The sequence below is a fragment of the Streptomyces albus subsp. chlorinus genome, from assembly GCF_013302895.1.
Classification (GTDB): Bacteria; Actinomycetota; Actinomycetes; order Streptomycetales; family Streptomycetaceae; genus Streptomyces; species Streptomyces chlorinus.
Genome location: NZ_VJOK01000001.1, coordinates 500,807 through 527,597 on the forward strand (window position 1 = coordinate 500,807; position 26,791 = coordinate 527,597).

Consider the following 26,791-nt stretch of genomic DNA (forward strand, 5'->3'; position numbering starts at 1 on the left):
GAGCGCTCGCCCGGCCCGCCGCCACAGGGCGCGGCCGGAAGGCCGCCGTGGACGAGGAGGCCCCTGAGCGGCGCGGGCGGCAGGCGGGCCGAGCGGCTGAGCGCCTTCGCGCAGCGGCACGGCGCGCTGGTGGCCCTGCTGCTGACGGTCCTGACCGCCTCGGTGTCCTTCGACTCCTTCGCCGACGCCGGGAACCTGAAGAACCTCGCCGTCTCCTCCGCGTTCCTGGCGATCGTCGCGCTCGGCATGACCTTCGTCATCGTCTCCGGAGGCATCGACCTGTCGGTGGGCTCCGTCTTCGTCCTCGGCGGCGTGCTCGCCGCGTGGGGCTCCCGGTACGGTCCGGTGGCCGCACTGGCACTGCCGCTGGCGGTGTGCGGGGGCATCGGCCTGGTCAACGGTCTCCTCGTGGCGCGGCTGCGGCTGGCGCCGTTCATCGTCACGCTCGCCACGATGCTCGGCGCCCGGGGCCTCATGCTCAACCTCACCGACGAGGGCGCCGAGACCTATCTGGTGGCCAAGGGCTCGCTCTTCGCCGACCTGGGCCGCGGCACGGTGCTGGGGATCGGCGTACCGGTGTGGATCACGGTGGCGCTGTTCCTCCTGGGCGGGCTGCTGCTGCGCCGCACCCGGTTCGGACAGAACGTCTACGCGGTGGGCGGCAACGAGGACGCCGCCTCGCTGATGGGCGCCTCGGTGGCCCGGACCAAGGTCGCGGTCTACATCCTGTCGGGCCTGCTGGCCGGACTCGCCGGCGCCCTCAACGCCGCCTGGCTCGCCTCCGGGGTGACGATCCTTGGGCAGGGCATGGAGCTGGAGGCGATCTCGGCCGTGGTGATCGGCGGCACGCTGCTGAGCGGCGGTATGGGGTTCGTGAGCGGCTCGCTGGTCGGGGTCCTGCTGCTGAAGGTCATCCAGAACGTCATCAACCAGATCGGCTCGCTGGACTCCGCCTACCAGCAGGTCGTCAGCGGGGCCTTCCTCGTCCTCGTCGTGATCGTCCAGACCTGGCTGGGCCGCCGCCGCAGGGCCCGGCTGACCACACCGGGCTGACCGCGGCGGGCCGACCGCGGCGGAACGGCGGCACCGGCCCTGCGGCGACCCGGCCGGCGGCGCCGGGGCGCGGGGCCTCACTGGCGTACGAGGCCCCGTGCCCCGGCTGCCGCGCGGGCTTCCGGCGCTTCCGGCGCCGGGAGTGCTCAGGAGCCCCTCAGCGTGTACTTGCAGCCCTGCGAACTCTCCCCGCCGGGGTTCTCGTCCACCTGCTTGCCGTCCACCTCGATGGCGCAGGAGGGGAAGACGAACGTGCCGTCGGCGCCCTTCACGGACTGCGGGGTGACGTAGATCTGCACGCCGGCCTTCAACTCGGCGCCCTGGAGGGTGACTTGGGCCGTCTTCTTCCAGGGGAGGTCCGCCGTCTCGAAGTGGTTGTCCCCTGCCGCCCATCCGATCTGCGAGGAGCCCGTGCCCTTCACCTCGAACGTCACCTTGTGGGTCTCGGGCGGCCCCCACTTCTTCTTCGGCTTCGCCGCCGAGGCGGACTTGCCCTCGCTCTTCCCGCCGTCCCCCGAGTCGCCGCCACAGCCGGTCAGCAGAATCCCGGCCATGATCAGGGCCGCTCCCGTGATGGTCCTGCGCATCCTCTTCTCCTCCTCGTCGACGGCCAGGCGTTCCCCCGGGCCGACCGACGGGTGAGCCTAGTGGGACGGGCGGTTGTTGGTGAGCACAATGAGCCGGAAGAGGAAGCGGACCGTCCTGTCCTTCACCGGACGGTCACCATCGGGCCGTCCCCGGACGGACTCCGGTGAGCACAAAGGTGCTTGCCCGGGGAGGAACCGGACAAGCACCCTGTCGGCACGATGCGCCCGGTACGGGGCCTCCCCGTACCGGGCCGGCGGGCTCAGCGCCAGTAGATCAGCTCGACCCCCTGGTTGCCGGCCATCTCGGTGCACCTGGTCTGGTAGCCGCTCTGCTCGTAGGACTTCCTGGCCTCGTAGCAGGCCTTCCAGGTGGCCTCACGGCTGGGGTACTGGCTGTAGAAGAAGACGTAACCGCTCTGCCGCACGGAGACCGCGGAGGTGTCGGCGGGCGAAGGCGCCCCGTCCGTCGCCGCCTGGGCGGCCGGGACCACGGCGGACACGAGAGCGAAGGCCGCGGCACTCGTCGCGGCGGTCTTGAGCATGCGCACTGTCGGAAGCTCCCCGTAGTGGGTCGGAAGGTTCTGCGGAGGGAGGGGCGGTCGCGTCCGATGCCGCGGTGCCCGCCGTCCTCGCCCCCGGTCCCGGCCAGCCTGCCCGCCTCCCGCACCCCCCGCCATACGTACAAGTACGCAGCAACCGCCGTGCCGCCAGCCGCCATCCAACGGGGCGTGACCGGTCAGCGTGCCGCCACGCCTCCGCGTGGCGGCACGCGGGGAAGCGGAAGAAGGAGAAGCGTGCGCGGTACGGAGAACGCAGGACACGGGCCCGGGAGGGCGCTGCTCACGGTCGGGGTGCTCGGCGCCGTCCTCCTGACCGGCTGTGCGGACGAGGAACCGGAACCCGAGGAGCCCGCCCTCACCATCCGGGGGACGGCCCAGGCGGTCGAGCGGTCCGAGGTGCTGCACTGGAAGGGCGCGTGGAACTGGCGCACCGGTTCTGCTCCCGACGCGCCCACCACCCGTGTCACCGCCGATCTGCGGGCCCTGCCGGCCGGTGATGTCCACGGCACGCTCCGGGCGGACGGGCACACCGCGACGGTGGCGCACATCGCCCAGGCGTCCACCTTCGTCAAGGCGGACCGGACGATGTGGCGGGAGGTCTTCGGCACGGACGGCGACCGGACCGACGCGTTCGCGGGCCGCTGGGTGGAGATCCGCGGTGCCGGCGACACCGCCGGCACCGGAGGGGTCCTCGGTCTCGACCTGGGCTGGTTGTCACCCCGCAGCCAGGGCACGGAGTTGAGCTCCTACCACCCCGACGGCGACGACGCCCCCTGGACACCCGCGCGCTCGGCACCCTCCCGCTTCTCCCGGCCCCCCGGGGTCCCCTCCGACGCGCTGCGGTTCCGCACCAGGGCCCGGGACGGCGTGAGCGAGGAGGGGGTCTACTGGGTGGACGCCGAACGTCCGCGGCGGCTCCTCGGCTACACGGGCATGGACGCCCGGGTGACCGACCAGAGCCCCGCCGCGCAGTCGCGCGCGGGCATGGTGCGCCTGTCCGTACGGGAGGAGGACGCGCGCGCGGCGAAGCGCGCCTATGCCGGGCTGCGTTCCGCGGTGGCCGGACTGGGCCGTACCGTGCCGGTCGAGACGGAGCGTGGAGACGACGGTGTCCAGGTGGACGAGGGCTCGGAGGCGTGCGGGCCCGAGTGCTCCTCGGTGGCCGTGCCCGTCACCGTGGAGAACACGATGGAGGAGGAGCGGGTCCGCCCCCGGGTGGAGGTCACGCTGAGCGGCGGCGAACCCGGCACCCTGCCGGATTTCTTCCCCGAACTCGGCACCTGCCGCCTCCGGCTGGGGGAGCTGGCTCCGGGCGCGAAGGCCGAGGGCGGCTGCACCGTCACCGGCCGGAAACTGAGGAAGGCGGTCGAAGAGGCGGGGAAGACCGGTCCCGTCGTCAACATCGACTTCAAGGTGGAGACCGCTCTCTCCAGCGAGATCCACGCCCCCAGCCACAAGGACGAGGTGGCGAAGGCACTCCGCAACAACGCCGCCGACTCGGCGGCGGGCTGAGTCCCGGGCGGACCTCCGTGGAAGGGCTCCCCGGCCCCACGGAGTTCGCCACTCCCTCTTCTCCCCCGTACCTCCGCGCCCCGCGCCGGGCGCCCGGCGCCCGGGAAGCACAGCGCCCGTGGAGCCGTTGCGGGGGTTCTGTGCTGTTCAGCACGGGTTCTTCCGCGTGATCGACTCTTTCGTTCCCACCTCTTGACGGTGTCGCTCGGAGAAAACTACGTTCTGGCCAGCGAAATCCTCCTTCCATTTCGTGGAAACATCTGAACGCTCCCCTCCTCCCTCCCCGGAGCCCCTATGCCTGCTGTGGATGAGCGGCCGTCCGTGGAGACCGGCGGTGCCGCCAGCACCGGTCTCTACACCTACGACCTCGCCCCGACGAAGAAGGAAGGGCGCCGCTGGGGCGCCTACAACGTCTTCACCCTCTGGGCCAACGACGTGCACAGCCTCGGGAACTACGCGTTCGCCATCGGCCTGTTCGCGCTTGGCCTGAACATCTGGGGCATCCTGGCGGCCTTCGCGCTCGCCTCCGTGCTGCTCTTCCTCCTGCTGACCCTCTCCGGGGTCATGGGCCACAAGACCGGCGTCCCCTTCCCGGTCATGAGCCGGATCGCGTTCGGCATCAAGGGCGCGAAGGTACCGGCCGGTGTCCGGGGTGCCGTCGCCATCGCCTGGTTCGGCATCCAGACCTATCTGGCCTCCTCCGTGCTCACCGCCCTTCTCACGGCGATGTTCCCCGGCCTGCGCGGCCTGGACTCCAACTCCCTGCTCGGCCAGTCGACGCTCGGCTGGATCACCTTCCTGGCGCTGTGGGCCCTCCAGGTGCTCATCGTCAGTTACGGGATGCAGATGATCCGGCGCTACATGGCCTTCGCGGCGCCCACCACGCTGCTCACCATGTGCGCGCTCGCGGTCTGGATGTTCTTCCGCGCCGACGGCTCGGTCTCGCTGTCCGTGGACGAACCGCTCACCGGCGGGGCGATGTGGCTGCAGATCCTGCAGGGCGCCGCGCTGTGGGTGGTGGTCTACGGGACCTTCGTGCTGAACTTCTGCGATTTCACCCGCTCCGCCAGGAGCCGCGGCGCCATCGTCCGCGGCAACGTGATCGGCATTCCGCTGAACATGCTCTTCTTCGCGGTCATCGTGGCGGTCCTCAGCGGCGCCCAGTTCACACTGGACGGCCGCGTCATCACCAGCCCGACGGACATCGTCAGGACCATTCCGAACATGTTCCTGCTGGCCCTCGCCTCACTGGCCCTCATCGCCCTGACGGTGGCGGTGAACCTACTGGCCAACTTCGTCGCGCCCATCTACGCGCTGGTGGACCTGTTCCCCCGCCGGCTGAACTTCCGCAGGGCGGGCGTGGTGAGCGCCGTCCTCGGCCTGGTCATCCTGCCCTGGAACCTCTACAACAGCCCGGTCGTGGTCAACTACTTCCTCGGCGGACTCGGCGCCCTGCTCGGCCCCCTCTTCGGAGTGATCATGGCCGACTACTGGCTGCTGCGCAGGTCCCGGGTGAACGTCCCCGACCTCTACACCGAGGACGCGCACGGCGAGTACCACTACCGCCGGGGCTACAACCCCAGGGCCGTCGCGGCGTTCGCCCCCAGCGCCGCCGCCGCGGTCGTCCTCGCCCTGGTGCCCTTCTTCCACGCCGTGGCCGGATTCTCCTGGTTCATCGGCGCCCTCCTCGCCGCCGTGCTCTACGCGGTCATCGCGGACCGCACCGCTTCCTTCCAGGACGTGGACGGCGAGGCCATCGCCGTCGCCGCCGAGTGAACCGACCAGCGGAAGGCCGCACCATGCGCATCCTCGTCGTCAATGTGAACACCACGCGGTCCCTCACCGACGCGATCGGCCGGCAGGCGGCCGACGCGGCGGCGCCCGGCACCGAGATCGTTCCGCTGACCCCGTCCTTCGGCGCGGAGTCCGTCGAGGGCAACTACGAGAGCTATCTGGCCGCCGTCGCCGTGATGGAAGCCGTCCGCGCCCACCCGGGGCCGTTCGACGCGGTGATCCAGGCCGGGTACGGCGAACACGGCCGGGAGGGGCTGCAGGAGCTGCTCGACGTCCCCGTCGTCGACATCACCGAGGCCGCCGCGAGCACCGCGCAGTTCCTCGGCCGCAGCTACTCCGTCGTCACCAGCCTCGACCGTACGGTCCCCCTGATCGAGGAGCGCCTCCACGTGGCCGGGCTGAGTGCCCGCTGCGCCTCCGTGCGCGCCAGCGGACTGGCCGTGCTCGACCTGGAGCGGGACGAGAAGGCCGCCGTGGACGCCATCGCCGAACAGGCCGCCCGCGCGGTGGAGGAGGACCGCGCGGAGGTGATCTGCCTGGGCTGCGGTGGCATGTCCGGGCTGACCGAGCGCGTCGTCGCCCGTACCGGGGTGCCCGTGGTCGACGGTGTGACGGCCGCCGTGAAGATCGCCGAGTCCCTCGTCGGCCTCGGCCTGTCCACGTCCAAGGTGCGCACCTACGCCCCGCCCCGGCCCAAGAAGATCCTCAACTGGCCTCCGCCCCTGGGGTGACGAAGGGCCGACGGGCTCCCCGGCGGTGGGCCGGGGGGGCGCTCTTTTCGGACATCGACCGCGCCTTTCGGTGGGCTCGGGAACGCGTGGGTGACGGCGGTGCGCGGCACCGCCGTCACCCACGCGTCTTGGTGTAGACCAATAAACGCGCCCTCAGCGTAGCGGCCCGTGTCAAGGCCTGATCCGCCGCTCTTCTTTGCACGTCGGGAGGCCGGGAAGGGTGACGCGAACCCATCGCCCGTGCCGTGGGCGGGAGTTGGCATTCGATTTGGTCTAGTCCAACTTGGGTGAGGCGCGAGTCACAGCAGAGGCACGTGTGGCCCGCGTTCCGTCATCACGGGGCGCGGGGCTCACCTCGCGGCTGCCCCGGAGCCGCGAGGTGAGCGGTCGCAACCCGACACGCACCCGTGGCCCGAGAGCGGCCGCGGACCTCCGTGCCGTCCACGGCGGCGGGGAGCCGCCACCCCGCACGTCGCCTGGCCGCCGTCACCCGCGCACAGCTCCGCCGGACAGCCACCAAGCGGGCCCCGACCGCCCGCGCATCCGCTCACACGCATCCGCGCGATCACCCGTTCGTTCAGACTGCCGCTCCCCGGCCGAGCCAGGGCGACAGTGAGCACCTGGAGTACCGTCATGGCGACCTCAGACCGCTATCTCCACCGAGCCGCATCGGACATCCCCTATTTCAGTGCCGACGGCGACACCTACCTCGCCCGCACGGCGCTGCGCGACCTCCGCAAGACGCGTCCCCTGCGGGTGCTGTCCGAGGAGGACTTCTCCTTCTGGCAGACCTGGGGCTACATCGTCGTCAAGGAGGCGGTACCCGCCTCGGCCGCCCGGCGCCTGCTGGACTTCGCCTGGGAGTTCCAGGGCCTCGACCCGGACCGCCCGGACACCTGGTACGAGGAGCGCCGGTTCCGCTCCGACCTCGAACGGGAACTGCACGTCTACGGCTTCGTCGAGGCGTACCACCACCAGCTCATCTGGGACAGCCGCCAGACGCAGCGGGTCTACGACGCGTTCGCCGACGTGTGGGACTGCGAAGAGCTGTGGGTCACCCTGGACCGGCTCAACCTCAACCCGCCCAACGTCCGCAACCGCGCCAGGTCCCTGATCGGGCACCGGGAGCGCGGCTTCGACATCGAGCTGCACTGGGACATCGACACCTCGCTCGGCATACCGCCCCAGCGCGTCCAGGGCATCATCGCGCTCAACGACACCGAACCCGAGCTGGGCGGCTTCCAGTGCTGCCCCGAGCTGTTCCGGCGGTTCGACAGGTGGAAGGCCCTCCAGCCCGAGGACCGCGACCCGATCCGGCCCGCGGTCGACCGGGAGGAGATGCCCGTCGTACGGCCCGAGCTGGAGGCCGGCGACCTGCTCATCTGGAACGGCCTGCTGGCGCACGGGGTGGCTCCCAACACCTCCCGGAAGGGCGTGCGCGCGGTCCAGTACCTGTCGATGATGCCGGCGCTGGAGACCCACCGGACGCTGCGGCGGTCGCGGATCGACTCCTGGCGCCGGCTGAGCACCCCCGACTGGAACGCGACGCTGCTCGGCGACGCCAGGAAGCACGAGTCGCTGCGCTACGGGCCCGCCGAACTGACCGGGCTGGGCGCCAGGCTGCTGGGGCTCGACTCCTGGCACGGGCAGGACGGCGCCGACCAGGCCGAGGTCACCGGGGATGAGACATGCGCCGTATCTGTCTGACGCTGCCCACCAACAGGCCCTGTGCGCACACGATCACGGCCGTCGGTGAGGAGGCGGCCCACGCCGTCGAGCACTTCGACGCCGAGGTCCATCTGCTGGTCCTCGACTCCTGCGCACCGGCGGTCCGCGCCGAGCACGCCGGGGCCGTACGGCGGCTCCCCGCCTCGTCCCGCCTCACGGTGCACCACCTCGACGAGGCACGGCAGCGGGATTTCCTCCAGCGGGTCGTCGAGCGGGCCGGGAGCACCAAGCCGGAACTGCTGCTGGACCTGCTGCTTCCGGACGGACTCTCCTACGGGGCCTGCACCGACCGGGCGTTCCTGGCCGCCGCCGCGCTGGGCTGCGAGTCGGTCCACCGCAGGGACTCCGACAGCCGGTACCAGACCGTGGAGGGCCGCCCGGTCTTCCCCGTCCACCACGAGCTGCGTTCGCTCGGCAAGCGCGCCGCCGACGCCGCGGCGGGCGTGAGCGAGACGGCGCTGGCGGCACAGTACGCGCAGCGCCCGGTCGCGATGGTGGGCAGCTCCTTCGTGGGCGAGCTGTCCGTGGACATCGGGGAGATCCGGGCGGCCGACCCGGAGATCTACCGGCAGGTCGTCGGCCTGTGGGCGCCCGCGCACTGGCCCGCCGAGCGGAAACGGGGGCTTGCCGAGGAGTCGTTCCGCGGGGCGGGTACGCGGCCGTTCGAGCGGGACCACTCGGTACTGACGCTGGTGGACCCGATGCGCGTGGACATGTGCAACATCAGCTTCCACGGGGTCCAGGAAAGAGTGCCGCTGCCGCCCGCGCGGGACACCATCGGCAGCGACTACTTCCTGCTGCACCTGGTGCGCGAGGCCCGGTTGCCGGGCGTCCTGCACAACCGGAACGTGGTCAACTACTACACCGCCGAGCGCAGGACGGACGCCGGTTTCCTGGCCTACCAGCTGCGCTTCGCCAAGTTCCTCCTCTCGATGCTCCACTTCCACTCCGTCTACGCCGGGATGCGCGAGGCCGGTGACACGCTGCTGGACGAGCTGGGACAGGTCCGCGCCCCGGCCGTCGCCGCGCTGGCCAGGGAGAGCGCCCGGCTCGACCAGCGGGAGAACGTGGAGCGGCTCGACGTCCTCGGTTCCGCCTACCGGCGGCTGGGCGGGCGGTACGCGGTCTTCGCCGACCGGCTCGACGCCCGCCGGGAGCGGCTGCTCGCCGAAGCCCGCGGCGACATCGAGGACTTCGCGCTGCTGACCGAGGCATGGGGCGGGCTGGTGGCCGCCGCCGCGGACACGCCCCTCGATCCGTACGGCCGGCCGGGGACGGTGGGCCGGTGACGAGCACGGGAACGGTGCCGGCCCCGGCGGCGGCGGACACCGCGCGGCTCGGCCCGTACCTGGCCGCTGCGCTCGCCGCGGCCGACGAGGACCGGATCGTCTACGACCTGGCCGGCATCGGGGAGCGCTACGCGGCCCTGTGCCGCCAACTGCCGAGGGCCCGGGTCAGGTTCGCCATGAAGGCGTGCCCGGTCGACGACGTACTCACCCTTCTCGCGCACCGGGGCGCCGGGATCGACGCGGCGAGCCCCGGCGAGGCGGAGCGGGCGCTGCGGGCGGGGATCCCCGCCGGCCGGATGCACTACGGCAACACCGTCAAGTCCGACCAGGACATCGCCGCCGCCCACCGGCTGGGCATCCGGGACTTCGCCACCGACAGCCGGGAGGACGTGGCCGCCCTCGCCGCCCACGCTCCCGGCGCCCGCGTCTTCTGCCGGGTGACGACCAGCGGCGACGGCGCCGTGTGGGCGCTCGGGGAGAAGTTCGGGTGCCCGCCCGGCGAGGCGGTGCGGGTGCTGGAGCGGGCGCGCCAAGCGGGCCTGGTGCCCGCCGGGCTGTCCGTGCACGTCGGCTCCCAGCAGCTGACCGCCCGGGCCTGGCACGACGCGCTGGCGGTGCTGGCGGAGGTCCTGCGCGCCCTGATGCGGCGCGGGATCCGTCCGGAATACGTCAACCTCGGGGGCGGCCTGCCGGCACTGGGCTACCTCGGTGACGACGGACGGCCGCTGGAGCCGCCCCTCGACACGATCTTCGCGGTGATCCGGGACGGCATGGCCGGCCTGCGCCGGATCGCGGGCGGCTCCCTGGGGTTCGTCGTCGAACCGGGCCGCCACCTCGTCGCCGACCACGGAGCGATCCGTGCCCACGTCGCCCGCCTCGCGCGGCGGAGGATGCCGGACGGCGGGCGCCGGTACTGGCTCTATCTCAGCTGCGGCAAGTTCAACGGCCTCTACGAGATGGACGACGTGCGCTACCGGCTGGTGTTCCCCGGCCGCACCGGCCCCTATGTCCCGGCGGTGGTCGCGGGCCCCACCTGCGACAGTGCCGACACCTGCTCCCCCGCGCGGGGGCTCGTCCCGGTGCCGGAGACCCTGGCGTCGGGCGACCCGGTGTGGGTGCTGTCCTGCGGCGCGTACGCGACCAGCTACATGACCCGCGGCTTCAACGGCATCGCCCCGCTCCCCTGCTTCGTGACGGGGCCCCAAGGACCGCGGCCGGGGCGTCGGGCCACCGGGCGGGCGGCGGACGAGGACAGCCGCCATGGCTGAGGCCGTGCGCGTACGCCGCATCGCCCCCGGCGACTGGGACGCCATCGTGGAACTGGAGCGCGACGCCTACGCCCCGCTCGGCCTGTCCGAGGGGCGGGCGGCGCTGCAGGACAGGGCGTCCGTCTCGCCGGGCACGTGTTTCCTGCTGGACGTCGGCTCGCGCTGCGCGGGCTACGCGCTCGCCCTGCCCTGCCCGCCCTTCCACTACCCGGAACTGGGACGGAGGGAGGGCGCCGGGCCCATGCGGTCGGGGCGCGGCGGCGGGCCGGGGCGGGAAGAGGGCGCCGGGTTCCGCACCGGGAACCTCCACCTGCACGACATCGTCGTCGCACGGCCCCTGCGCCGCCGGGGGCTCGCCCAGGTGCTGCTGCGCCACCTCGGCCACGCGGCCCGGGCACGTGGGGACGCACGCCTTTCGCTGATCGCCGTCGGCGGCAGCGCCGGATTCTGGTCCGCGCGCGGCTTCGTCCCCCACCCGCGGGTGCTGCCCCCCGGCAGCGGCTACGGCACCGACGCGGTGTACATGTCCAAACCGGTGCCGCCCGGCCGTACCGGACCGCCCGCGACGGGAAGCGCTCCGCAACGCCGACCGTCCCCGCACCACGAGGTGAGCTGATGCACCAGTCCCGCGACCACGACGTCCGCGCCGGCGACGGCGGCCCCACCCCGGCACCGGCCCGCCGTGCCTTCCTCCGCGGCCAGTTGGCCATCGCCGCGCTGTTCTGCTCCCTCGGGTTCCAGTACGCCACCTGGGCCTCGCGCATCCCGGCCCTCAAGAAGGACCTCGGGCTGACAGCCGCGGAGGTGGGCGTCCTGCTGATGGCCGCGGGAGTCGGTGCCGCGGTCTCGTTCCCCCTGGTGGCGATGCTGATGCGGCGGCTGGGCTCGCGGCGGCTCGCCCTCGCCTCCCACCTGGCCCTGGCGCTGCTGCTCCTCGCCCTGGCGGCGGCGCCGGACTACCCGGTGGCGCTGCTGGTGATGTGCGTGGACGGGGTGTTCGTCGGATGCCTCAACGTCGCGATGAACGCCCAGGGCGCCGCGCTGGAGACGGGACACGGCCGCAACGCCATGGCGAGGCTGCACGCCACCTTCAGCGGCGGCTCACTGCTGGCGGCCCTGCTCGCCTCCGTCACGACGCTGGCGACTCCCTCGGTCACGGCCCACTTCGGCGTGGCCGCCGCCCTCCTCCTGCTGCTGGGCGCGTACGCGCGCACCGGGCTGCTCGCGGACGAACCGGCCGCGCGCGAGGCGGAGGCGGGGAGCAAGAAGGGCCGCCGGTGGGCCGTCCCGTCCCGTATGGCGCTGTGGATGTGCTGCGCCATGGTGTTCGGCACCATTGCCGAGGGCGCCATGAACGACTGGTCCACCCTCTACATGAAGGAGGTAGCCAAGGCATCTGCCGAGGTGGCGCCCCTGGGGATCGCCGTAGTGTCGGGAATGATGGTGCTCGCCCGCCTCTTCGCCGACGGCTGGCGCGGCAGATGGGGGGACGGGCGCGTCGTCCTTCTCGGCAGCGCGCTGGCCGGTGCCGGGCTCGCCTTCGCCCTGGTGAGCGGCGGCGTGGTGCCGGCCCTTCTCGGCTTCGCCTGTGTCGGACTGGGGATCGCCGCCGTCACCCCGTGCGTCTACGCCGCCGCGGCCCGGCTCGGCTCGGACTCGCTGACCCTCGTCGCCGCCATGGGGACGACCGGACTGCTGGCCGGCCCGCCGCTCATCGGCTTCCTCGCGAGCGCGAGCAGTCTGGCCTGGGGCATGGCCGCGGTCGCGGCGTCGGCCGCCGTGGTGTCCCTGTGCAGCACCAGGATCCGGTGGACACCGGTGGTCGCGGCGACGAACTGAGAGCGTGGCCGGGGCCGGGGCGAGCCCAGTGGGTGGCGGACCCGGCCGGCGGCCGGGCTGTGGCTGCCTGGACCCCGGGCGGCCGGAGGGGGAATCATTCCGTTTTGAGGGTTCTGGACACCTTGCTCCCTCTACGGAAGGCCCCGCCGAGTACTGCCGACGGAGCCGCCTCGGCTGGTTGGTCGGTAAGCATGTGAGGCATGTGGACAGCGAACAGTGAGAAGGACTGCAACCGATCTCGTACCTGGGTAGTCATGACAGCCGGCTGCTCGTGGACTTGGCGACCGCCGCCGGGTGGACGGATTTAGGCGGCGGCGGTCCCCACACGTCGGGGCCGCCGCCGCGCCACTCGATCAGTCCGGGGTCGTCCAGGGCTGTGTCGTCGGGGTCTAGGCCGGCGCGGCGGAGGAATTCCAGAAGGTCGGTGGTGCTGAAGGCGCGGCCGAGGATCGTGTCGGACGCGCGGACGCGGCGCCCGCCCTCTTCATCGGGCGCATGGACGACGATCGGTGCAGCCATGACACCACGGTGCGGCCAGTCGTCGGCCACCGCATCTCGGCGTAGGGGTAGCCAGCCACCCGAATGAGGTCACACAAGCCTCAGCCTTAACGGACCGCGAATACCCGGCGTAGCGTGGAGAGCACAGACTCTCTGGCGGGGGTAGACATGAGCGACCACATCGGTGCGCGCATCGCCAAGCTGCGCGACTTCCGAGGCGAGATGACTCAAGAGCAACTGGCCGAGCAGGCGGGCGTGTCCGTGGACACAATTCGGAAGCTGGAGCAAGGCCGCCGGACCACCGCCCGGATCGGTACTCTGCGAAAGATCGCGTCCGCCTTGGACGTGGAGCTGGAGCGACTTCTGGGGCAGCCCACCGTGACGCAGCACTCCCAGACTGACGACGGAGGGCTCCTTGCCCTCCGCGACGCCATCCAGGACGTGGACGCGCTTCCAGGCGTCTTGGCGGACACCGCGTTGAACGAGGCCCCCGACGCGGACGAGTGGATGGACGCGGTCCGTGAGGCGACCTCCCTGTACTGGGCGGGTGCCTACAGCACTCTGGCCGGACGGCTCCCTCTCATTCTCCGCGACGGCAACCGGCTAGTTCGGGAGCTGACGGGCACGGGCGCCGAGAAAGCGTGGGCACAGCTGGCGCTCTCGTACCAGCTGGCGGCGTCTCTCTCGACTCAAGCTGGTCATGCCTCCTGGGCGTTCGACGCCGTCCGAAAACAACTGGAGGCGGCCGAGCGTGCCTCCGATCCGCTGATGTCTGGCATGGGCGTGAGCACACTGTCCTGGGTCCTGCTGAGACAGGGGCGCTGGGAACAGGCCCAGCAAGTGGCCGAGCGAAAAGCCGAAGCGCTGGAGCCATCATTCAGCAGAGCCAGGCCCATCGAATTCGCCGTGTTCGGCAACCTCCTCGTCGCCGCTGCTACGCCAGCCGCGCGCCGAGACCGGCACGACGAAGCTCGTGGATACCTGAACCTCGCTGAAGCTGCTGCGGTGCGCTCCGGACCCGTCCGGGCTTACGGCACAGCGTTCTCGACCGTGGACGTGCTGACGCAGCAGGTGAACGTGGCCATTGCAGGTGAGCAGGCTGACCACGCCTATGCGCTGGAGGTGGCAGCTCGCGTAGACCGTTCCGCGATCTCCCGCCCTGTACACAGCGCCGCTCATCGGGTGGACGTTTCCCATGCCCAGTACGAGACAGGGGACTGGGACGGAGCGCTGGAAACACTGCTGGAGGTCGAGCGGGACCAGCCGGAGTGGATCAGGTACCAGACCCTCGCCGCGGCCACGGTGCGAGAGATGCTGGAGGCTGAGCGACGCCGCTCAACACCGCTCCGCGGGCTGGCCGCCCGCCTGGGTGTTGACCCTCTCCTATGACCCTCGCTTCAGCTGATCTGTCGTACAACTCGACCACTTGGTAACCAAAAAAACCGTTCCACCAGGACAACACGTCCTAGTCGCGCGAGAATTGCGCACACGGATAGGTGACATAGTCCCTGTAACGTGATCACGCGCTTCCATAGCGTGATCAGCACAGCTGGTGCCGACCTGCACCCCCGCCAGAGGTCAGGTCGGCACCGCAAACGTGCAGACCAGGGAGCGCGAGACCCGTGACCATCGACGCAGTACCACTCCGACGTCCGTCCGGCGAACATCTACGCCGCGCACAGCTCGCTGATGGCGCTGTCCACGGCTTGGGAGGACCCCCGCTCCAGTGGGTGGCCGCTACCGGCGCCAGCATCCCGCAGGTCCTCATCGCCTGGGACCGGGGTGACGTGGCCGAGCTGCCCGCCGGCCGCGCGTGGGATGTCGTCGCCGTCCCGTCCCGTGTCGGCTGGACGTCGGTGCTGCGCTACCTCAGCCGCATGGGAGCACCGGCCGGTCCCGTCCTCAGCACCGTGCGCGGCGTGCACTGGCTCGTCGCTCCCGGCACCGCTGACGGCTGGGACCTCCCGACCGGGGCTCTGCTGCCCGCCGGGTCCACGGTCACGGTTCCGCACCCGGTGGTCACCGCCCCGCACACCGTCCAGGGCCACTCCTGGATCGTGCCGCCCCGCGCACCCCTGATGGACGGGGCCGACCTGTACGGGGCGTGCGCCGCCTACTCCGCCAGCCGCGCCCGACACCTTGGCAGGGCCTCATGAGCGCCCCTGCCCGAGGCGCCTACCTCGTTGACGAGGCCACCCGGCAACTCGTCCCGCCCGAGCCGCCCTGGGTGGGCCGCGTGCAGACGGTCATCGACGAGGACGAGGTCCGCCTCGTCACCCCGCGCGGCATCGAGTGGACCGCCCGCATCCAGCATCTGCGGCTGGCCACCGAGGAGGAGTGCGGGGCCTACGACGCCGCTGTGCCCCGGCAGGCCCAGGGGGTGCGGTCATGAGCGCCGGATGGTGCGCCTGGCACCGCGACAGAGCAGAGGACGTGGAGCCGATCTTCTACGAAGAGCGCGGCTCCGGCCCAGCCGCCGCGATCTCCGTATGCCTGCCGTGCGCGCGGAAGATGCACGGCAGACCCTACGGCGAGGCCGGCCGCGCGGCCGTCAAGGCGCTGGAAGGGCGGGCGGCCGAATCCCGCAGCCGTCCCCGTGCGTGAGCACAGGGTGCACACCCTCGTCCGGATCATGACCACTGCGCTGGAGCGGGACGGTATCGACGGCGCGCTGACGAGCTGTTTCCTCCGCACCCTCTGGGCGAACAGCAGCGCCGAGGAGCGGGCCAACGTGCTGGCCCGGCAGGCGTGGCGTGCCCGGGAGGCAACCGTCACGACGTCCAGAACCCGCGCGGCCTACCGCCTCACCCGGCAACTGCGGCGCGCCGCCCTCCAGCACATCAGGGACGGCAGCTCCTTCACCGTCGCCCGCACTGATTTGCCCGACGACCTGGCGGTCCAGCTGGAGACAGCGGTGCTCCTCCTCGACGCCAGCTGGAAGAACGACACATGGGAAGACGCATGGTGACCACACTCACGACTGTCGGCTTAAGCGCCGTACCCGTCTGGTTCTGCTCAGGCGCGGCCATCCTCACCGCGATCGGCCGCGGCCCGGCCTTCGCGATGAGCATGCCCGGAGAGACCGAGCCACCACCGCCCAAGGAGCGGCTCGACCGGCTGGGCATGTGGTTCTTCCAATGCCTCGTCTGGCCCCACGCCCTCTACCGATGGGCTCTCGGGTTCGGTGAGTTCCACGGCCACTTCGCGGCCGACTGCCCGCACCGTGTCGAGGTCCGCGGCGCCGACGAGGCGAAACCGCACTGGAACCGCTACCGGCACGGAACCGCGTGCCGCCGTCGGAAGTAGCAGCCATCGACTCCCACCCCGGCCGGACACCGTCCCCGGTGCTCCCCCTTGTGGCACCGGGCCGGCCGGGGTGGGCCCCACCACCGCACCACCAGGAAGGCCAGAACCGCAGCATGGGCAAGAAGAAGGACACGATCCGGGCCGCCAGGCAGGAAACGAGCCGCAGCGCCACGGGGAAGCCCGGTGAGACGCAGGGCCGGCTAGCAGACCGCTACATCCGCACCCACACCCCGGAGCGCCGCTACCCGCGCCCGGACGACTGGGACTCGGACTGGTACGACGACGGGGAAGAATGAGCCGCCACTCCTCCCCGCCCGGCTTCCCCGCCGCGGCCTACGGCCTGCTGACCGACCAGGCCCACCGGGTGCTGATCGTCCAGCCCCGGGGCGCGGACGACGGCACACCGTGGCGCCTGCCCGGCGGGCTCGTTGAAGCGGACGAGACGCCGCGTGACGCGCTGGAGCGGGAGCTGCGCGAAGAGCTGGCCCTGGACCGGCCGGCGGGCAGTCTCCTCGTCCAGGAGTGGGTCCTGCCCCTCACACCGGGCCGGCGGCCGCGCATGACGTTCCTGTTCGGCACCTCGCCGGTGACGCCTCAGGAGGCCGGCCGCATCCTGCTGGAGCACGGGGAGCTGGCTGCCTGCCGATGGGTGCCGCTGGAGATCGCGGTGGAGCTGCTGCACGAGCGGCACTCCTTCCGCCTCACCCGGGCCTGCGCCGGGCCCGTGCCCGCCTATCTCGAACACCGACCCCAGGAGAGACACCCGTGACGACCGACTTCCCCGAGCGCGTGCTGCGGATCGGCACCCGCTCCAGCCCCCTGGCCCTCGCCCAGACCCAGCTGGTGGCCGACCTGCTGCACCAGCTCCTGCCCGAGCTGAGGATCGAGACGGTGCCGACCACCACCGAGGCCGACAAGTGGCAGGGCGACCTTGCCCGGCTCGGAGGGAAGGGCCTGTTCGTCAAGGCCATCGACCAGCAGCTCCAGCGCGGCGACATCGACATGGCCGTCCACTGCCTCAAGGACGTACCCGGCGACCAGCCGCTGCCCCAAGGACTGATCTTCGCCGCGATGCTGCCCCGCGCCGATGTGCGCGATGTCCTGGTCGTGCCGGACGGCAGCCCCGTCAAGTCCCTCGGTGACCTGCCCCCCGGCGCCACGGTGGCGACCACGGCGGTGCGCCGCAAGGCGCAGATCCTCGCCCGCCGCCCCGACCTGAACGTGGTGAGAGTTCGTGGTGCGGTCGGCACCCGGTTGGACAAGCTCGACGGGAAGACCGGTGACCTCCGGGCCGACGCCATGGTCCTCGCCCGCGCCGGCCTGGAACGCCTGGGCCTGACCGACCGCATCGTCTACGAGTTCCCGGTGCAGGAGATGCTGCCCGCCGTCGGCGCCGCCGTCCTGGCACTGGAGTGCCGCCGCGACGACGCCCCCGTCGCCGGCCTGCTGGAGCGACTCAACGACCCGAAGATGCAGACCGAAGCGACCGCCGAGCGCGTCATGCTCCACGGCCTCCGCGGGCACTGCAACTCGCCGATCGCCGGGTACTGCACCACCGAACCCGACGGACAGCTCAGCCTGAGGGGAATGGTGTTCAGCAGGGACGGCTCCAAGTTCGCGCACGCCCACATCTGGGGCGAGACCTCCAACGACCCCGGCACACTCGGCTCCCGCGTCTGCGCCGAACTGCTGCGCCAGGACGCCCGCGACATCATCGACGGCATCCCCCACTGACCGAGCGACGAACTCCCACCCGCCGGGAGCGACACCGACCAAACCCTGTGGGCGGCCCGGCGGGTGGGTCCCTCGGCTGTCCGGGAGCAGAGTGGGCGGTGGAGCCGTGGCGGTGCGCGCGGCGAAGGGGTTCAGCGCCCGGCGGGTCCGGGCGGCGCGGCGGCGCCCCAGTCCCAGAGCGCCTGGAGCACAGGGCCCAGCTCGCGGCCGTGTGGAGTGAGCCGGTAGCCGACGGTGGGCGGCCACCCCGGTTCGCGTTCCCTCACGACGACGCCGGCCGTGACGAGGTGGGCGAGCCGGTCGCTGAGCACCTTGTCGGAGAGCGCCGGAAGGCAGGCGGCCAACTCGCTGTAGGAGCGGGACTCCTCGCGGAGCAGTTCGCGCACCACGAGGGTGGTCCAGCGTCCGCGCAGGGCCGCGAGGGTGATCTCCACGGGGCAGCCCGGGGTCGGCGCGGTGCCCCGCGCGTGAGGGGCGTCGGGCAGCCCGGGCGTCGGAGGGGCCGGTGGGACCTGGCCTACCGTTCGGTGAGTCACGCGTGCGTCTCCTACCGTTGCCGCGTCCCGGGCGCCCACCCGACACGCACCGAAGAGGGATCGCAACGATGACACATGCCCGCCCCACTGCTGCCCACTCCACCGCCGCCCGCCCGCTCCCGACGCGGGCGGAGGATGTTCCCGCCGCGTTCGCCGAGCGGTTCAACACCGGTGACCCGCGAGCCGTCGAGGAGATGTACGAAGGCGGGGCCGCCTTCGTGCCCCGCTCGGGTCCCGCCGTGCACGGCAGGGCCGGCATCGCCCGGCACAACGCCCCGTTCCTCGGCCTCGGACTGCCGATCCGGGTACGTCCCCGGCACGTGCACGTCGCGCACGACATCGCCCTGCTGATCGTGGACTGGGAGATCGAGGGCACGGTGTCGGGCACCGCCACGGATGTGGCCCGGCGCGGCCCCGACGGGTACTGGCGCTATGTGATCGACAGTCCCTTCGGCGCGGCCGGTGCCGACCACGACGGATAAGCCCCGGATCCTTCCGGACGTCCGGGGCGGCGCCGTCCGCACCGGGGCGTGGACGGCGTGAGATGAATCACGAAGAATTCACCGAGCGGGTGGACAACTGCTCGGTGTTGCGCCTTATGCGCCCCCAATGAACACATTGCCGTTTTCCGGGACTTCAGAAAGCGCCAGGTCGACGCGTTTTCCCACGTTTACGCTGGAACTCCGGCCGCATCACCCGATGCCATACCCCGGCCGGCCCCACCCCACCGTTCGCCTTCTTTTCGCCCCTCTGGTCCCCGCCGTTCACCGGGTGTTCACCGTACCGCCCGATGAGCCCGTTCATTTCATTCCGCCTTATCGCCTGGATCGCCCATGTTCACACTTTCCGTCATCGTCCCGTGCCACAACGTGCAGGAATTCGCGGAAGACACGCTCAGAAGCCTCGCCAACAACGCCGGTCCGACGACCGAGTTCATCCTTGTCGACGACTGCTCCACCGACGCCACCCCGCGGATACTCGACCGGTGGAAGCAGCGGCTGCCCCACACCACGGTCATCCGGCACGAGGAGAACAAGGGCATCGCCCAGAGCCGCAACAGCGGGATCGACGCCGCCCGCGGCGCGTACCTCACCTTCCTCGACGGTGACGACTGGTACGGCCCCGGGTACCTCGACCAACTCGTCCGGACCATCGAGGAGCTGGACTGCGACTTCGTGCGGACCGACCACGTGCAGAGCACCGACACCCGACGAGTGGTGCGCCGCGCACCCGCTCCCGTGCGGGACACCGTGCTGCACCCCCGGGACGTGATCGCCCCGCCGCAGGCGGAGACCATGGTGGACTACCCGTTCGTGTGGGCGGGCGTCTACCGCCGCAGCCTGTTCGACCACGGCGCGATGCGGTTCGCGGCCAACCTGCGCACCGCGGAGGACCGGCTATGGACCTGGCGGCTGCACCTGCGGGCGCGCTCCTTCGCCGTGGCGGGACTGCTCGGCGTCTTCTACCGCCGCGGGGTGACCACCTCCCTCACCCAGATCCGCGACGCCCGGCAACTGGACTTCATCCCCGCGCACGACGCCCTGCTCGCCGACCTCGCCGACGACCCCGAGGGCGACCGCTTCCTCCCCAAGGCGGTGCGCACCTACTGCGCGTTGATCGCCTTCCACCTCTCCCACGTCCGCCGCTACCACGCCCCCGTGGCCAGGCGGCTGAAGAAGATGTCGGCCGCCGCGCTGCGGGGCATGCCCCAGGACGTGCTGGAGGAGACGCTGGCCGGCATGGACCACGAGCGCGCCGACAGGCTGCGGCGCCTCCACTCCGTCGGAAAGGCGGCCTGACCGTGTCCCAGCCCGTGCAGATCTTCGAGGTCTCCACGCTCTACGGGGCGGCGACCCTGGCCGCCTCCCTGGACGCGGGGCAGTTCGGGCCGCGGCACGCGGCCCGCAGGATCCTGCTGGTGTCCAGCAACGCCCCGACGCCGGAGGCGGCGACCGGGCTCGCGGCGATGAGCGGGTTCGCCGGCCTCGCGGAGCGGTTCGACGAGGTCGTCGACTGGAACGAGGCCATCCGCCCCTACCACCCGAGCGCCTGGTCCCCGCCCCGGGACGAATCGCCCGTGTGGGAGCGGATGTTCCGTCACCTGTGGCGGCTCGGGGACGCGCCGGTCGAGCTGGTCGTGGAGTCGGTCCATGTCAGTCCCGCCAAAGCGCTGGCCACCATCTTCGGCGGCAGCGCCGTGCACGTCTACGCCGACGGCCTGATGAGCTACGGCCCCACCCGGGACCGGCTGCCCCAGTGGCTGGGCTGCCGCATCCGGCGGCTGCTGCACCTGGACCTGGTGCCGGGGCTGCGCCCGATGCTGCTGGCCGAGCACGGCGTGGCGCCCGAGATCGTGCCGGGTGACGCCTTCACCAAGGTGCTCGGCGAACTGGGCAAGGCCGCGGCCGGGGACCCGGAGCTGGCCCGCGTCGCGGCGGACCGCCCCACCGCCGTGCTGCTGGGCCAGTACCTCGCCGCGCTGGACATCCTCTCCTTCGAGGAGGAGGAAGAGCTGCACGCGCGGATGCTGCGCGGGGCGGTGGCGGCGGGTCACACATGCGTGGCGTTCAAGCCGCACCCGACCGCCCCGGCACGCTACTCGCGGGTGCTGGAGAAGACCGCCGCCCAGGAGGGGGTGCGGCTGCACATCCTGGACGGCCCGGTGCTGGCCGAGGCCGTCTACGAGCGGTGCCGGCCGACCCTGGTGGTGGGCTGCTTCTCCACCGCGCTGCTGACGGCGTCCACCTACTACGGCATCGCGATCGCCAGGGTGGGCACGGACGTGCTCCTGGACCGGCTGACGCCGTACCAGAACAGCAACCGGGTGCCGGTGACCATCGTCGACTTCGCCGTCCCCGACCTGGAGAACGACACGGCCGGCGCCCCGGTTCCCGCGACGGTGACCGAGGAACTCGGCGCCCTGGTACGGACGGTGGGGTACTGCATGCAGGCCAAGCGCAACCCCCTCCTGCGTGAGGAAGCCGCCGCCTGGCTGGAGGCCCACCTCGACGAGGACACCATGCGCTACTTCAAGCGCCGCCGCCTCACGGCGCTGGCGCTGCCCGGGGGCAGCAACTCGGTCCGCGCCCGGCTGCTGCGCACCAGCCCGACGGCGCGCAGGGCGGCACGCCGGGTCCGCGCGGTGCAGCGCAAGCTGAGCTGAGCGCCCGGCTGAAAGGAGGGCACCGCACAGGGGTTGGGTACGACGGGTGGCGGGCCGGCACCGGAGAGGTCTCCGGTACCGGCCCGCCACCCGTCGTGCCGTTCTCTTCGGCCCGGTGCGCGCTAGCCCAGTAGGCGCCGCAGCTTCAGCCGCCCCCACAGCATGCTCAGACCGAAGGACGGGAGCACCGTGAGGAGTGTCAGCGCGGCGGCGGCCCCCGCCGCGCCCAGCCACCCGTGGTCCGCGGAGACGAAGGCGGGCGAGAGCGTCTTCAGCAGCAGTACGTGGAACATGAAGGCCCCCAGCCCCGCGTCGGTCAGCCTGACCAGTACCGGGCGCACCCGTTCGGGGATCCGCACCCCGTTGACGGCCATCAGCACGCAGACGCTGAGGGCGGCCACCAGGACGCTGGCGTTGGGGATCACGAAGTGGATGCGGTGCTGCGACCACAGCACCGCCGCCAGCGCCACGACCGCGCCGGCGAGCCACCAGCCGCGGTGCCCGCGCCGGGTGGCCGGCAGGCTGAGCAGCAGGGCGCCGATCACCGCGTACACGAGGGAATAGGTCCCGGTCTGCCATCCGAAGCGCGGGACGTCCCAGCCGGTCAGTTCGGCGAGGTCGCCGAAGGCCGTGGGCCCCGCCGCGACCACCACGAGCGCCGCGGCCACTCCCCAGGGGCGCTTCCCCGCCTTCAGCAGCACCACGAAGCCCAGGATCAGGATCAGCGGGACGTGCGCGTAGAAGTACCACAGGTGGTAGGCGGGCTGGACGGTGCCGAAGACGGCCTCCAGCGCCAGCTTCGACGTCGGGCCGCCGTTCGTGTCCCGCCACCGCCCCCAGGCCAGGTAGACCGCCGACCAGACGCCCACCGGCACGATCATGCGCAGCGAGCGCTTGCGCAGCGTCCCCCCGTCGCGCGGAGGCGCTCCCACCAGCACCGCCCAGCCGGCGATCGCGAAGTAGAGGGGGACGGCCCAACTCGTCACCGAGTCGAGGAAGAGCCCCGTCCAGTAGACCGCGCCGCCGTTGTGCGGGTCCTTGCCGACCGCCTGCACGCACTCGCCGCCGACGTGCCCGATGATGACCGAACAGGCGCAGACGACCCGTATCAGATCGATGTCGTACCGGTGTCCGCGCCGCGCCGGCTCCGCCCTCGCCTTCGCGGCGGGCGCGGAGTCCGGATGTGCTCCGGGAATCGCCGCTGTCCCGGTCACGGGTCTCACGGAAATGTTGTCAGCAGACATGGCCAGCCCTGTGATGCGAGGTGAGGAATGGTGCGCCATCTCGCCGGTCACGGGCGAGCGGACCCACGCATCCTGTCAGGCACCACCGCGCGGAAAACTGTACGGAAGGGGAACAGCAGCGAAATTCCACGGCGGACACCGGAATTCCCGCTCCACGAGTTCCTCCGCGCGGTGAGGGGGCATGCCCCCGAGGGGAGGAAGGGAGAGCGCGGCGGTCGGCAAGGGATCGCGGCGGAGAAGGGGAAACCCGTGGCCGGCTACGCGGGCCCGGCCCCGGTGGAGGGCAGATGGATCAGTCCGGCGTCCGTGGGACGGAAACCGCAGGCGTGGACGTAGAAGTCCCGCAGGTGGGGCTCGAAGTCGACATGCAGCCACTCGCACCCGGCCGCGCGGGCGTGCGCCGCCGCCAGGCGGACGACGGCCGTGCCGATGCCGCGGCGCTGGTAGGAGCCGCGGGTCTTCGTGTCGAGCAGGAAGGCGTGGTCGCCGCCGTCCCAGGCGACGTTGACGAACCCGACCAGCAGGCCGTCGCCGTCGCGGGCACCCACCCAGCCCAGACTGTGCGGCCGGACGCCGTCCCACCATCCCGGAACGGCCGCGCCCCCGTGCGAGCGGGCGAGGTCCAATATCTCGGCGTCGGTCACCGGGTCACGCCATCCGTAGGAGATCATCGAGGTGTTCATCCGGACAGGTTCGCCCTCGCGGCCCCCGGTTTCCACCGGGTTTCGCGGCGGCCGCTGTCCGGCCTGCTCCCGGGCACGGGGAGCGGACGGGCCCGGCGGCGCGGACTCCGCCGCCCGGCCGGCCAGTTCGGGCCGACGGTCGCGCAGCCCGAGCACCGCCTCGACCGTGACGACCAGGTCGAGGCCCTGGCCGTCGTCGAGCCCGTGCAGGCTGAGACCGTGCAGCAGCCGCCAGGCCGTGAGGGTGATCACACACAGCAGCACGGTGGTGGTGTCCCGTTCGACGGCCACCGTGAACAGGGCCAGGGCGACACCCGCGCTGCCGAGCACCCCCGTCGCCCCGGCCGGCAGCGGGGCCGCGCCGACCGCGCAGGCCGCGACGACCAGCACCGGGCGGGTGCGCACAGCCAGGGCAACAGCCGCGAGGGACACCCGGCTTCCGGTCTGCGGCGGCGTGGCGGCCAGCGTCAAGCGCCCCGGCCGCCACGTCCGCGTGCCGCTACACCACGGCCCCGGTGGGGTTCTTGGTGTCGCGCTGCCGGCTCGGCTGCTCCCGGCGCGCCTCGGGCTTCCACCGTTCCAGTACGACGGCCAGGGGCGTCGCCGTCAGCACGGTGGAGGTCATGCCGAAGACCACTCCGGCCAGCAGCGCCACGGAGAAGTCGGTCAGCGAGTCACCGCCCAGGAAGGTGAGGGCGACGAGGATGAACAGCGCTCCCATACCGGTGTTGACCGTGCGCGGCAAGGTGCGCAGCACCGCGGCGTCGGCCAGGTCGGGCAGCGGTGTCCCGCGGTCCGCCCGCCGCATGCCGCGGAGCCGGTCGAGGACGACGACGGTGTCGTTGACCGAGTAGCCGATGACAGTGAGCAGCGCGGCCAGGAACACGCTGTCGACCGGCTTGCCGAGCCAGGCGAACAGGCCCACCACCAGCACCACGTCCTGCACCATGGCCGCCACGGTCGCGGTGGCCATCGTCCAGCGGAACCTGATGCTCAGATACACCAGCTGGGCGCCCACGGCGACGGCCAGCGCGATCAGTGCCTTGTCCCGCAGTTCGCTGCCGAGGCTCGGCCCCACCCTCTCGTCCCGTTCGACCGTCACCTTCCCTCCGGCGGACTCCAGGCCCTCCCGGATGTGCTCCCGCTCCGTGTCGGTGAGCTTCTCGGTGCGTACGGAGATGCCGCTGTCCCCCGCCTCCTGCACCACCGCGCGGGGGAAGCCCGCGTCCGCGACCGCCTGGCGCGCGGTGTCGGCGTCGACGGGCCGGCTGGTGGTGTACTCCACCATGCGGCCGCCGGTGAACTCGACACCGAACTCCAGCCCGCGCAGACCGATCCCGGCGAGGGCCACCAGGACCAGCCCCGTCATGACGCCCAGCCACAGGCGGGGCCGCGACGCCAGGCGCGGTGTGCGTCCGGCGAGCCAGGCGCGCAGCCGGGAAGCTCCCGCCATGCCGGTGAGAAGGGGCCGCCGCCGCACCCAGTCGCGTCGTACGGCCCATTCGGCGAGCACCCGCGTGAGGACCATCGCGGAGAGCATCGAGGTGAGGACGCCCAGGGACAGGGTCACGCCGAAGCCCTTGACGGGGCCGGTCGCGAAGAAGAACAGCAGGCCGGCCGCGAGCAGGGTGGTGACGTTCGAGTCGATGACGGCGCTGTAGGCCTGCTGGAACCCGGTGCGCAGGGACCGCCGCAGATCGCGCCGGCTCCGCGCCTCGTCCGGCCGCAGGCTGGGCCGGGTGTACTCCTCGCGGGCCCGTTCGAAGACGAGGACATTGGCGTCCACCGCCATCCCGATGGCCAGCACGAACCCGGCGAGCCCCGGCAGCGTCAGAGTGGCTCCGAGCGCCACGAGCGCCGCGTAGGAGATCAGCCCGTAGCAGGCGAGCGCGACCGTGGCCAGCGCGCCCAGCAGCCGGTAGACGATGGTGACGAACAGCCCCGTGCACACCAGGCCGATGACCGCCGCCTGGGCGCTGGCCCGGATCGCGTCCGCGCCCAGCGACGGGCCGACCGTCTGCTGCTCGATCACGTCGACCGGGACGGGCAGCGCACCGCCCTTGATGAGCGCCGCGAGGTCCTTGGCCTCGTCGGCTTGGAAGTTCCCCGTGATCTGGGTGGAGCCGCCGGTGATACCGGTGCGGCAGGCCACGCTCTCCTGGATGCGCGGCGCGGAGACGATCCGGTCGTCCAGGACGATGGCCACCCGCCGCTGCGGGGAGTCCGGCGGCCGGCAGGCGGCCGCTCCCGTCAGCTCGGCCCACCGGTCCGAGGCGCCGCCCCGGAAGTCGACGGTCACGTTCCAGCCGCTGCCCTGCGCCGTATCGAGCCGGGCCTCGGCGTCCTTGACGCCCTCCCCGGTCAGCGAGGTCTCCCCGAGCCGCAGATACGCGCCCTTGCTGTCGGGATCGGGCAGCACCCTGGCGCCGCCCTCGCCGTCCCCCCGCCGCGCGTCCCCGCCCGGCCGCTTCCCGGTCACCTCCTCCACGGGGTGGAAGGTCAGCTGGGCGGTACGGCCGATGACCTCGGCGGCCTCGCGGGGGTCCTGCACTCCGGGCAGTTCGACGACGATCCGCCTCTCGCCCGCGCGGGACAGCGACGGCTCGGCCACGCCCAGGGCGTCCACGCGCTGGCGCAGCACCTCCAGCGCGCGGTCGGTCGCGGGCCCGTCGGCCCGCACCCCGGGACCGTCGCGGGTCTCCAGGACGATATGGGTCCCGCCCTTGAGGTCGAGGCCCAGCCGGGCCGGGGTGGTCAGGGCGAAGAAGAGCGAGACCCCCACGACGACGAGGGCGAGCAGCGCCCGCCACAGCGGCGCGCGGGAGCGGTGCGGAGCACCGGCGGAACGACCAGGGGTACGGGTACGGCGAGGCGTACGGGACAAGACCACTCCAGGCTGAGGAGGCACCGCGTTCGGTACGCGGCGCGCAGGGCAGCCGGCCGCTCGCTCCGCACCGCGCACGCCGTGACGCCGGGGCCGTCACGGCTCAGGCCGGACGGCGGGGCGCCGGCGGTTCCCGGGAACACACCGTCCCGTGCCGTGCCGCGGCACCTCCGCACCGCGACGACGTACGCGGACGGCACCAGGGGAACGGCCCGTCGCGAGGACGGGAGGTGTCCGTCCGGTCACCGCGGCGGGCACACCCGTCGTGCGCGGGCACGGCCCTGTCGGCCGGTGGTCCGCGGCTACGGCGTGCCGCTGTCGTGCGAGGCGGAGTGAGCGCGAGCGGGCCAGGGGAGCCCGGGGCGCGGAGGGGAGCCGGCCG

Annotated in this window: 28 protein-coding genes; 21 read left to right on the forward strand and 7 right to left on the reverse strand. The window is 72.2% G+C overall.

Translation table 11 applies throughout. The features are described from left to right. Positions 1-63: 63 nt before the first annotated feature. Positions 64-1,053, forward strand: coding sequence for an ABC transporter permease (locus FM076_RS02310; RefSeq protein WP_173874457.1), 990 nt, complete (start codon positions 64-66; stop codon positions 1,051-1,053). 146 nt (positions 1,054-1,199) lie between these two features. Here FM076_RS02310 and FM076_RS02315 read toward each other — a convergent pair whose 3' ends face one another. Both FM076_RS02315 and FM076_RS02320 read right to left on the reverse strand, forming a co-directional pair. Continuing rightward, positions 1,200-1,640, reverse strand: coding sequence for a hypothetical protein (locus FM076_RS02315; RefSeq protein WP_173868279.1), 441 nt, complete (start codon positions 1,638-1,640; stop codon positions 1,200-1,202). Positions 1,641-1,900: 260 nt separating this feature from the next. Then, positions 1,901-2,188 (reverse strand): hypothetical protein, encoded by a 288-nt coding sequence (locus tag FM076_RS02320; protein WP_173868280.1) that lies wholly within the window; start codon positions 2,186-2,188, stop codon positions 1,901-1,903. A gap of 246 nt (positions 2,189-2,434) precedes the next feature. Between FM076_RS02320 and FM076_RS02325 the strand changes: the two genes are divergently transcribed. From FM076_RS02325 to FM076_RS02360, 8 genes are all read left to right on the forward strand, one after another. Then, positions 2,435-3,712 (forward strand): hypothetical protein, encoded by a 1,278-nt coding sequence (locus FM076_RS02325; protein WP_173868281.1) that lies wholly within the window; start codon positions 2,435-2,437, stop codon positions 3,710-3,712. A gap of 294 nt (positions 3,713-4,006) precedes the next feature. Then, a complete protein-coding gene (locus FM076_RS02330) occupies positions 4,007-5,488 on the forward strand; it encodes an NCS1 family nucleobase:cation symporter-1 (protein WP_173868282.1) in 1,482 nt (493 codons plus the stop codon). A gap of 23 nt (positions 5,489-5,511) precedes the next feature. Then, positions 5,512-6,237: an aspartate/glutamate racemase family protein gene (locus FM076_RS02335; RefSeq protein ID WP_173868283.1), complete on the forward strand. Its 726-nt coding sequence runs from the start codon at positions 5,512-5,514 to the stop codon at positions 6,235-6,237. Positions 6,238-6,870: 633 nt separating this feature from the next. Continuing rightward, complete coding sequence (locus FM076_RS02340) at positions 6,871-7,944, forward strand: phytanoyl-CoA dioxygenase family protein (RefSeq protein WP_173868284.1); 1,074 nt, start codon at positions 6,871-6,873, stop codon at positions 7,942-7,944. Next, the gene (locus FM076_RS02345; RefSeq protein ID WP_173868285.1) at positions 7,926-9,254 is read left to right on the forward strand and encodes a DUF6271 family protein; all 1,329 of its coding nucleotides are present in this window, start codon (positions 7,926-7,928) and stop codon (positions 9,252-9,254) included. Before FM076_RS02340 ends, FM076_RS02345 begins: the two co-directional genes overlap by 19 nt. After that, a complete protein-coding gene (locus FM076_RS02350; RefSeq protein ID WP_428814639.1) occupies positions 9,251-10,522 on the forward strand; it encodes a type III PLP-dependent enzyme in 1,272 nt (423 codons plus the stop codon). Before FM076_RS02345 ends, FM076_RS02350 begins: the two co-directional genes overlap by 4 nt. Beyond that, the gene (locus FM076_RS02355; protein ID WP_173868287.1) at positions 10,515-11,138 is read left to right on the forward strand and encodes a GNAT family N-acetyltransferase; all 624 of its coding nucleotides are present in this window, start codon (positions 10,515-10,517) and stop codon (positions 11,136-11,138) included. Before FM076_RS02350 ends, FM076_RS02355 begins: the two co-directional genes overlap by 8 nt. Next, positions 11,138-12,361, forward strand: a complete 1,224-nt coding sequence (locus FM076_RS02360) for an MFS transporter (RefSeq protein ID WP_173868288.1) — start codon at positions 11,138-11,140, stop codon at positions 12,359-12,361. The genes FM076_RS02355 and FM076_RS02360 overlap by 1 nt, the downstream gene beginning before the upstream one ends. A gap of 252 nt (positions 12,362-12,613) precedes the next feature. On the opposite strand, the gene FM076_RS02365 is transcribed toward FM076_RS02360, so the two are convergent. Beyond that, complete coding sequence (locus FM076_RS02365) at positions 12,614-12,880, reverse strand: hypothetical protein (protein WP_243274271.1); 267 nt, start codon at positions 12,878-12,880, stop codon at positions 12,614-12,616. Between the two features lie 147 nt (positions 12,881-13,027). Between FM076_RS02365 and FM076_RS02370 the strand changes: the two genes are divergently transcribed. The 9 genes from FM076_RS02370 (at position 13,028) to hemC (ending at position 17,899) form a co-directional block, all read left to right on the forward strand. Then, positions 13,028-14,248, forward strand: a complete 1,221-nt coding sequence (locus FM076_RS02370) for a helix-turn-helix transcriptional regulator (protein ID WP_173868289.1) — start codon at positions 13,028-13,030, stop codon at positions 14,246-14,248. 341 nt (positions 14,249-14,589) lie between these two features. Continuing rightward, on the forward strand, positions 14,590-15,015 hold the full coding sequence (locus FM076_RS02375; protein ID WP_173868290.1) for a hypothetical protein: 426 nt from the start codon (positions 14,590-14,592) through the stop codon (positions 15,013-15,015). Next, complete coding sequence (locus FM076_RS02380) at positions 15,012-15,251, forward strand: hypothetical protein (RefSeq protein ID WP_173868291.1); 240 nt, start codon at positions 15,012-15,014, stop codon at positions 15,249-15,251. Before FM076_RS02375 ends, FM076_RS02380 begins: the two co-directional genes overlap by 4 nt. Beyond that, positions 15,248-15,463, forward strand: a complete 216-nt coding sequence (locus tag FM076_RS02385) for a hypothetical protein (protein WP_173868292.1) — start codon at positions 15,248-15,250, stop codon at positions 15,461-15,463. The genes FM076_RS02380 and FM076_RS02385 overlap by 4 nt, the downstream gene beginning before the upstream one ends. A gap of 28 nt (positions 15,464-15,491) precedes the next feature. After that, entirely contained in the window at positions 15,492-15,827 is a 336-nt protein-coding gene (locus FM076_RS02390) for a hypothetical protein (RefSeq protein ID WP_173868293.1), read from the forward strand. Then, positions 15,821-16,165 (forward strand): hypothetical protein, encoded by a 345-nt coding sequence (locus tag FM076_RS02395; protein WP_173868294.1) that lies wholly within the window; start codon positions 15,821-15,823, stop codon positions 16,163-16,165. Before FM076_RS02390 ends, FM076_RS02395 begins: the two co-directional genes overlap by 7 nt. A gap of 113 nt (positions 16,166-16,278) precedes the next feature. Beyond that, positions 16,279-16,461, forward strand: a complete 183-nt coding sequence (locus FM076_RS02400; RefSeq protein WP_173868295.1) for a hypothetical protein — start codon at positions 16,279-16,281, stop codon at positions 16,459-16,461. Continuing rightward, entirely contained in the window at positions 16,458-16,934 is a 477-nt protein-coding gene (locus tag FM076_RS02405) for an NUDIX domain-containing protein (protein ID WP_173868296.1), read from the forward strand. Before FM076_RS02400 ends, FM076_RS02405 begins: the two co-directional genes overlap by 4 nt. Next, on the forward strand, positions 16,931-17,899 hold the full coding sequence (hemC, locus tag FM076_RS02410) for a hydroxymethylbilane synthase (protein ID WP_173868297.1): 969 nt from the start codon (positions 16,931-16,933) through the stop codon (positions 17,897-17,899). Before FM076_RS02405 ends, hemC begins: the two co-directional genes overlap by 4 nt. A gap of 131 nt (positions 17,900-18,030) precedes the next feature. Here hemC and FM076_RS02415 read toward each other — a convergent pair whose 3' ends face one another. Beyond that, the gene (locus FM076_RS02415) at positions 18,031-18,435 is read right to left on the reverse strand and encodes a winged helix-turn-helix transcriptional regulator (RefSeq protein WP_173868298.1); all 405 of its coding nucleotides are present in this window, start codon (positions 18,433-18,435) and stop codon (positions 18,031-18,033) included. Between the two features lie 68 nt (positions 18,436-18,503). Between FM076_RS02415 and FM076_RS02420 the strand changes: the two genes are divergently transcribed. From FM076_RS02420 to FM076_RS02430, 3 genes are all read left to right on the forward strand, one after another. Next, entirely contained in the window at positions 18,504-18,917 is a 414-nt protein-coding gene (locus FM076_RS02420; RefSeq protein WP_173868299.1) for a YybH family protein, read from the forward strand. A gap of 351 nt (positions 18,918-19,268) precedes the next feature. Beyond that, positions 19,269-20,234 (forward strand): glycosyltransferase family 2 protein, encoded by a 966-nt coding sequence (locus tag FM076_RS02425; RefSeq protein ID WP_173868300.1) that lies wholly within the window; start codon positions 19,269-19,271, stop codon positions 20,232-20,234. Positions 20,235-20,236: 2 nt separating this feature from the next. Then, on the forward strand, positions 20,237-21,598 hold the full coding sequence (locus FM076_RS02430; protein WP_345944859.1) for a polysialyltransferase family glycosyltransferase: 1,362 nt from the start codon (positions 20,237-20,239) through the stop codon (positions 21,596-21,598). Positions 21,599-21,720: 122 nt separating this feature from the next. On the opposite strand, the gene FM076_RS02435 is transcribed toward FM076_RS02430, so the two are convergent. The 3 genes from FM076_RS02435 to secD form a co-directional block, all read right to left on the reverse strand. Then, positions 21,721-22,842: an acyltransferase gene (locus FM076_RS02435; RefSeq protein ID WP_173868301.1), complete on the reverse strand. Its 1,122-nt coding sequence runs from the start codon at positions 22,840-22,842 to the stop codon at positions 21,721-21,723. A 257-nt stretch (positions 22,843-23,099) separates the two neighbouring features. Further along, entirely contained in the window at positions 23,100-23,525 is a 426-nt protein-coding gene (locus tag FM076_RS02440) for a GNAT family N-acetyltransferase (protein ID WP_173874459.1), read from the reverse strand. A 499-nt stretch (positions 23,526-24,024) separates the two neighbouring features. Then, positions 24,025-26,409, reverse strand: a complete 2,385-nt coding sequence (gene secD, locus FM076_RS02445; RefSeq protein WP_173868302.1) for a protein translocase subunit SecD — start codon at positions 26,407-26,409, stop codon at positions 24,025-24,027. Between the last annotated feature and the right edge of the window lie 382 nt (positions 26,410-26,791).

Excerpts from the sequence above, each read along its gene's own strand:
- FM076_RS02405 (WP_173868296.1), top strand. The coding sequence starts at position 16,458 with ATGAGCCGCCACTCCTCCCCGCCCGGCTTCCCCGCCGCGGCCTACGGC.
- FM076_RS02355 (WP_173868287.1), top strand. The coding sequence starts at position 10,515 with ATGGCTGAGGCCGTGCGCGTACGCCGCATCGCCCCCGGCGACTGGGAC.
- FM076_RS02425 (WP_173868300.1), top strand. The coding sequence starts at position 19,269 with ATGTTCACACTTTCCGTCATCGTCCCGTGCCACAACGTGCAGGAATTC.
- FM076_RS02365 (WP_243274271.1), bottom strand. The coding sequence starts at position 12,880 with ATGGCTGCACCGATCGTCGTCCATGCGCCCGATGAAGAGGGCGGGCGC.
- FM076_RS02440 (WP_173874459.1), bottom strand. The coding sequence starts at position 23,525 with ATGAACACCTCGATGATCTCCTACGGATGGCGTGACCCGGTGACCGAC.
- FM076_RS02370 (WP_173868289.1), top strand. The coding sequence starts at position 13,028 with ATGAGCGACCACATCGGTGCGCGCATCGCCAAGCTGCGCGACTTCCGA.
- FM076_RS02315 (WP_173868279.1), bottom strand. The coding sequence starts at position 1,640 with ATGCGCAGGACCATCACGGGAGCGGCCCTGATCATGGCCGGGATTCTG.
- FM076_RS02330 (WP_173868282.1), top strand. The coding sequence starts at position 4,007 with ATGCCTGCTGTGGATGAGCGGCCGTCCGTGGAGACCGGCGGTGCCGCC.
- FM076_RS02360 (WP_173868288.1), top strand. The coding sequence starts at position 11,138 with ATGCACCAGTCCCGCGACCACGACGTCCGCGCCGGCGACGGCGGCCCC.
- FM076_RS02335 (WP_173868283.1), top strand. The coding sequence starts at position 5,512 with ATGCGCATCCTCGTCGTCAATGTGAACACCACGCGGTCCCTCACCGAC.
- FM076_RS02435 (WP_173868301.1), bottom strand. The coding sequence starts at position 22,842 with ATGTCTGCTGACAACATTTCCGTGAGACCCGTGACCGGGACAGCGGCG.
- FM076_RS02340 (WP_173868284.1), top strand. The coding sequence starts at position 6,871 with ATGGCGACCTCAGACCGCTATCTCCACCGAGCCGCATCGGACATCCCC.
- FM076_RS02390 (WP_173868293.1), top strand. The coding sequence starts at position 15,492 with ATGACCACTGCGCTGGAGCGGGACGGTATCGACGGCGCGCTGACGAGC.
- FM076_RS02400 (WP_173868295.1), top strand. The coding sequence starts at position 16,279 with ATGGGCAAGAAGAAGGACACGATCCGGGCCGCCAGGCAGGAAACGAGC.
- FM076_RS02395 (WP_173868294.1), top strand. The coding sequence starts at position 15,821 with ATGGTGACCACACTCACGACTGTCGGCTTAAGCGCCGTACCCGTCTGG.
- FM076_RS02385 (WP_173868292.1), top strand. The coding sequence starts at position 15,248 with ATGAGCGCCGGATGGTGCGCCTGGCACCGCGACAGAGCAGAGGACGTG.
- FM076_RS02420 (WP_173868299.1), top strand. The coding sequence starts at position 18,504 with ATGACACATGCCCGCCCCACTGCTGCCCACTCCACCGCCGCCCGCCCG.
- FM076_RS02345 (WP_173868285.1), top strand. The coding sequence starts at position 7,926 with ATGCGCCGTATCTGTCTGACGCTGCCCACCAACAGGCCCTGTGCGCAC.
- FM076_RS02380 (WP_173868291.1), top strand. The coding sequence starts at position 15,012 with ATGAGCGCCCCTGCCCGAGGCGCCTACCTCGTTGACGAGGCCACCCGG.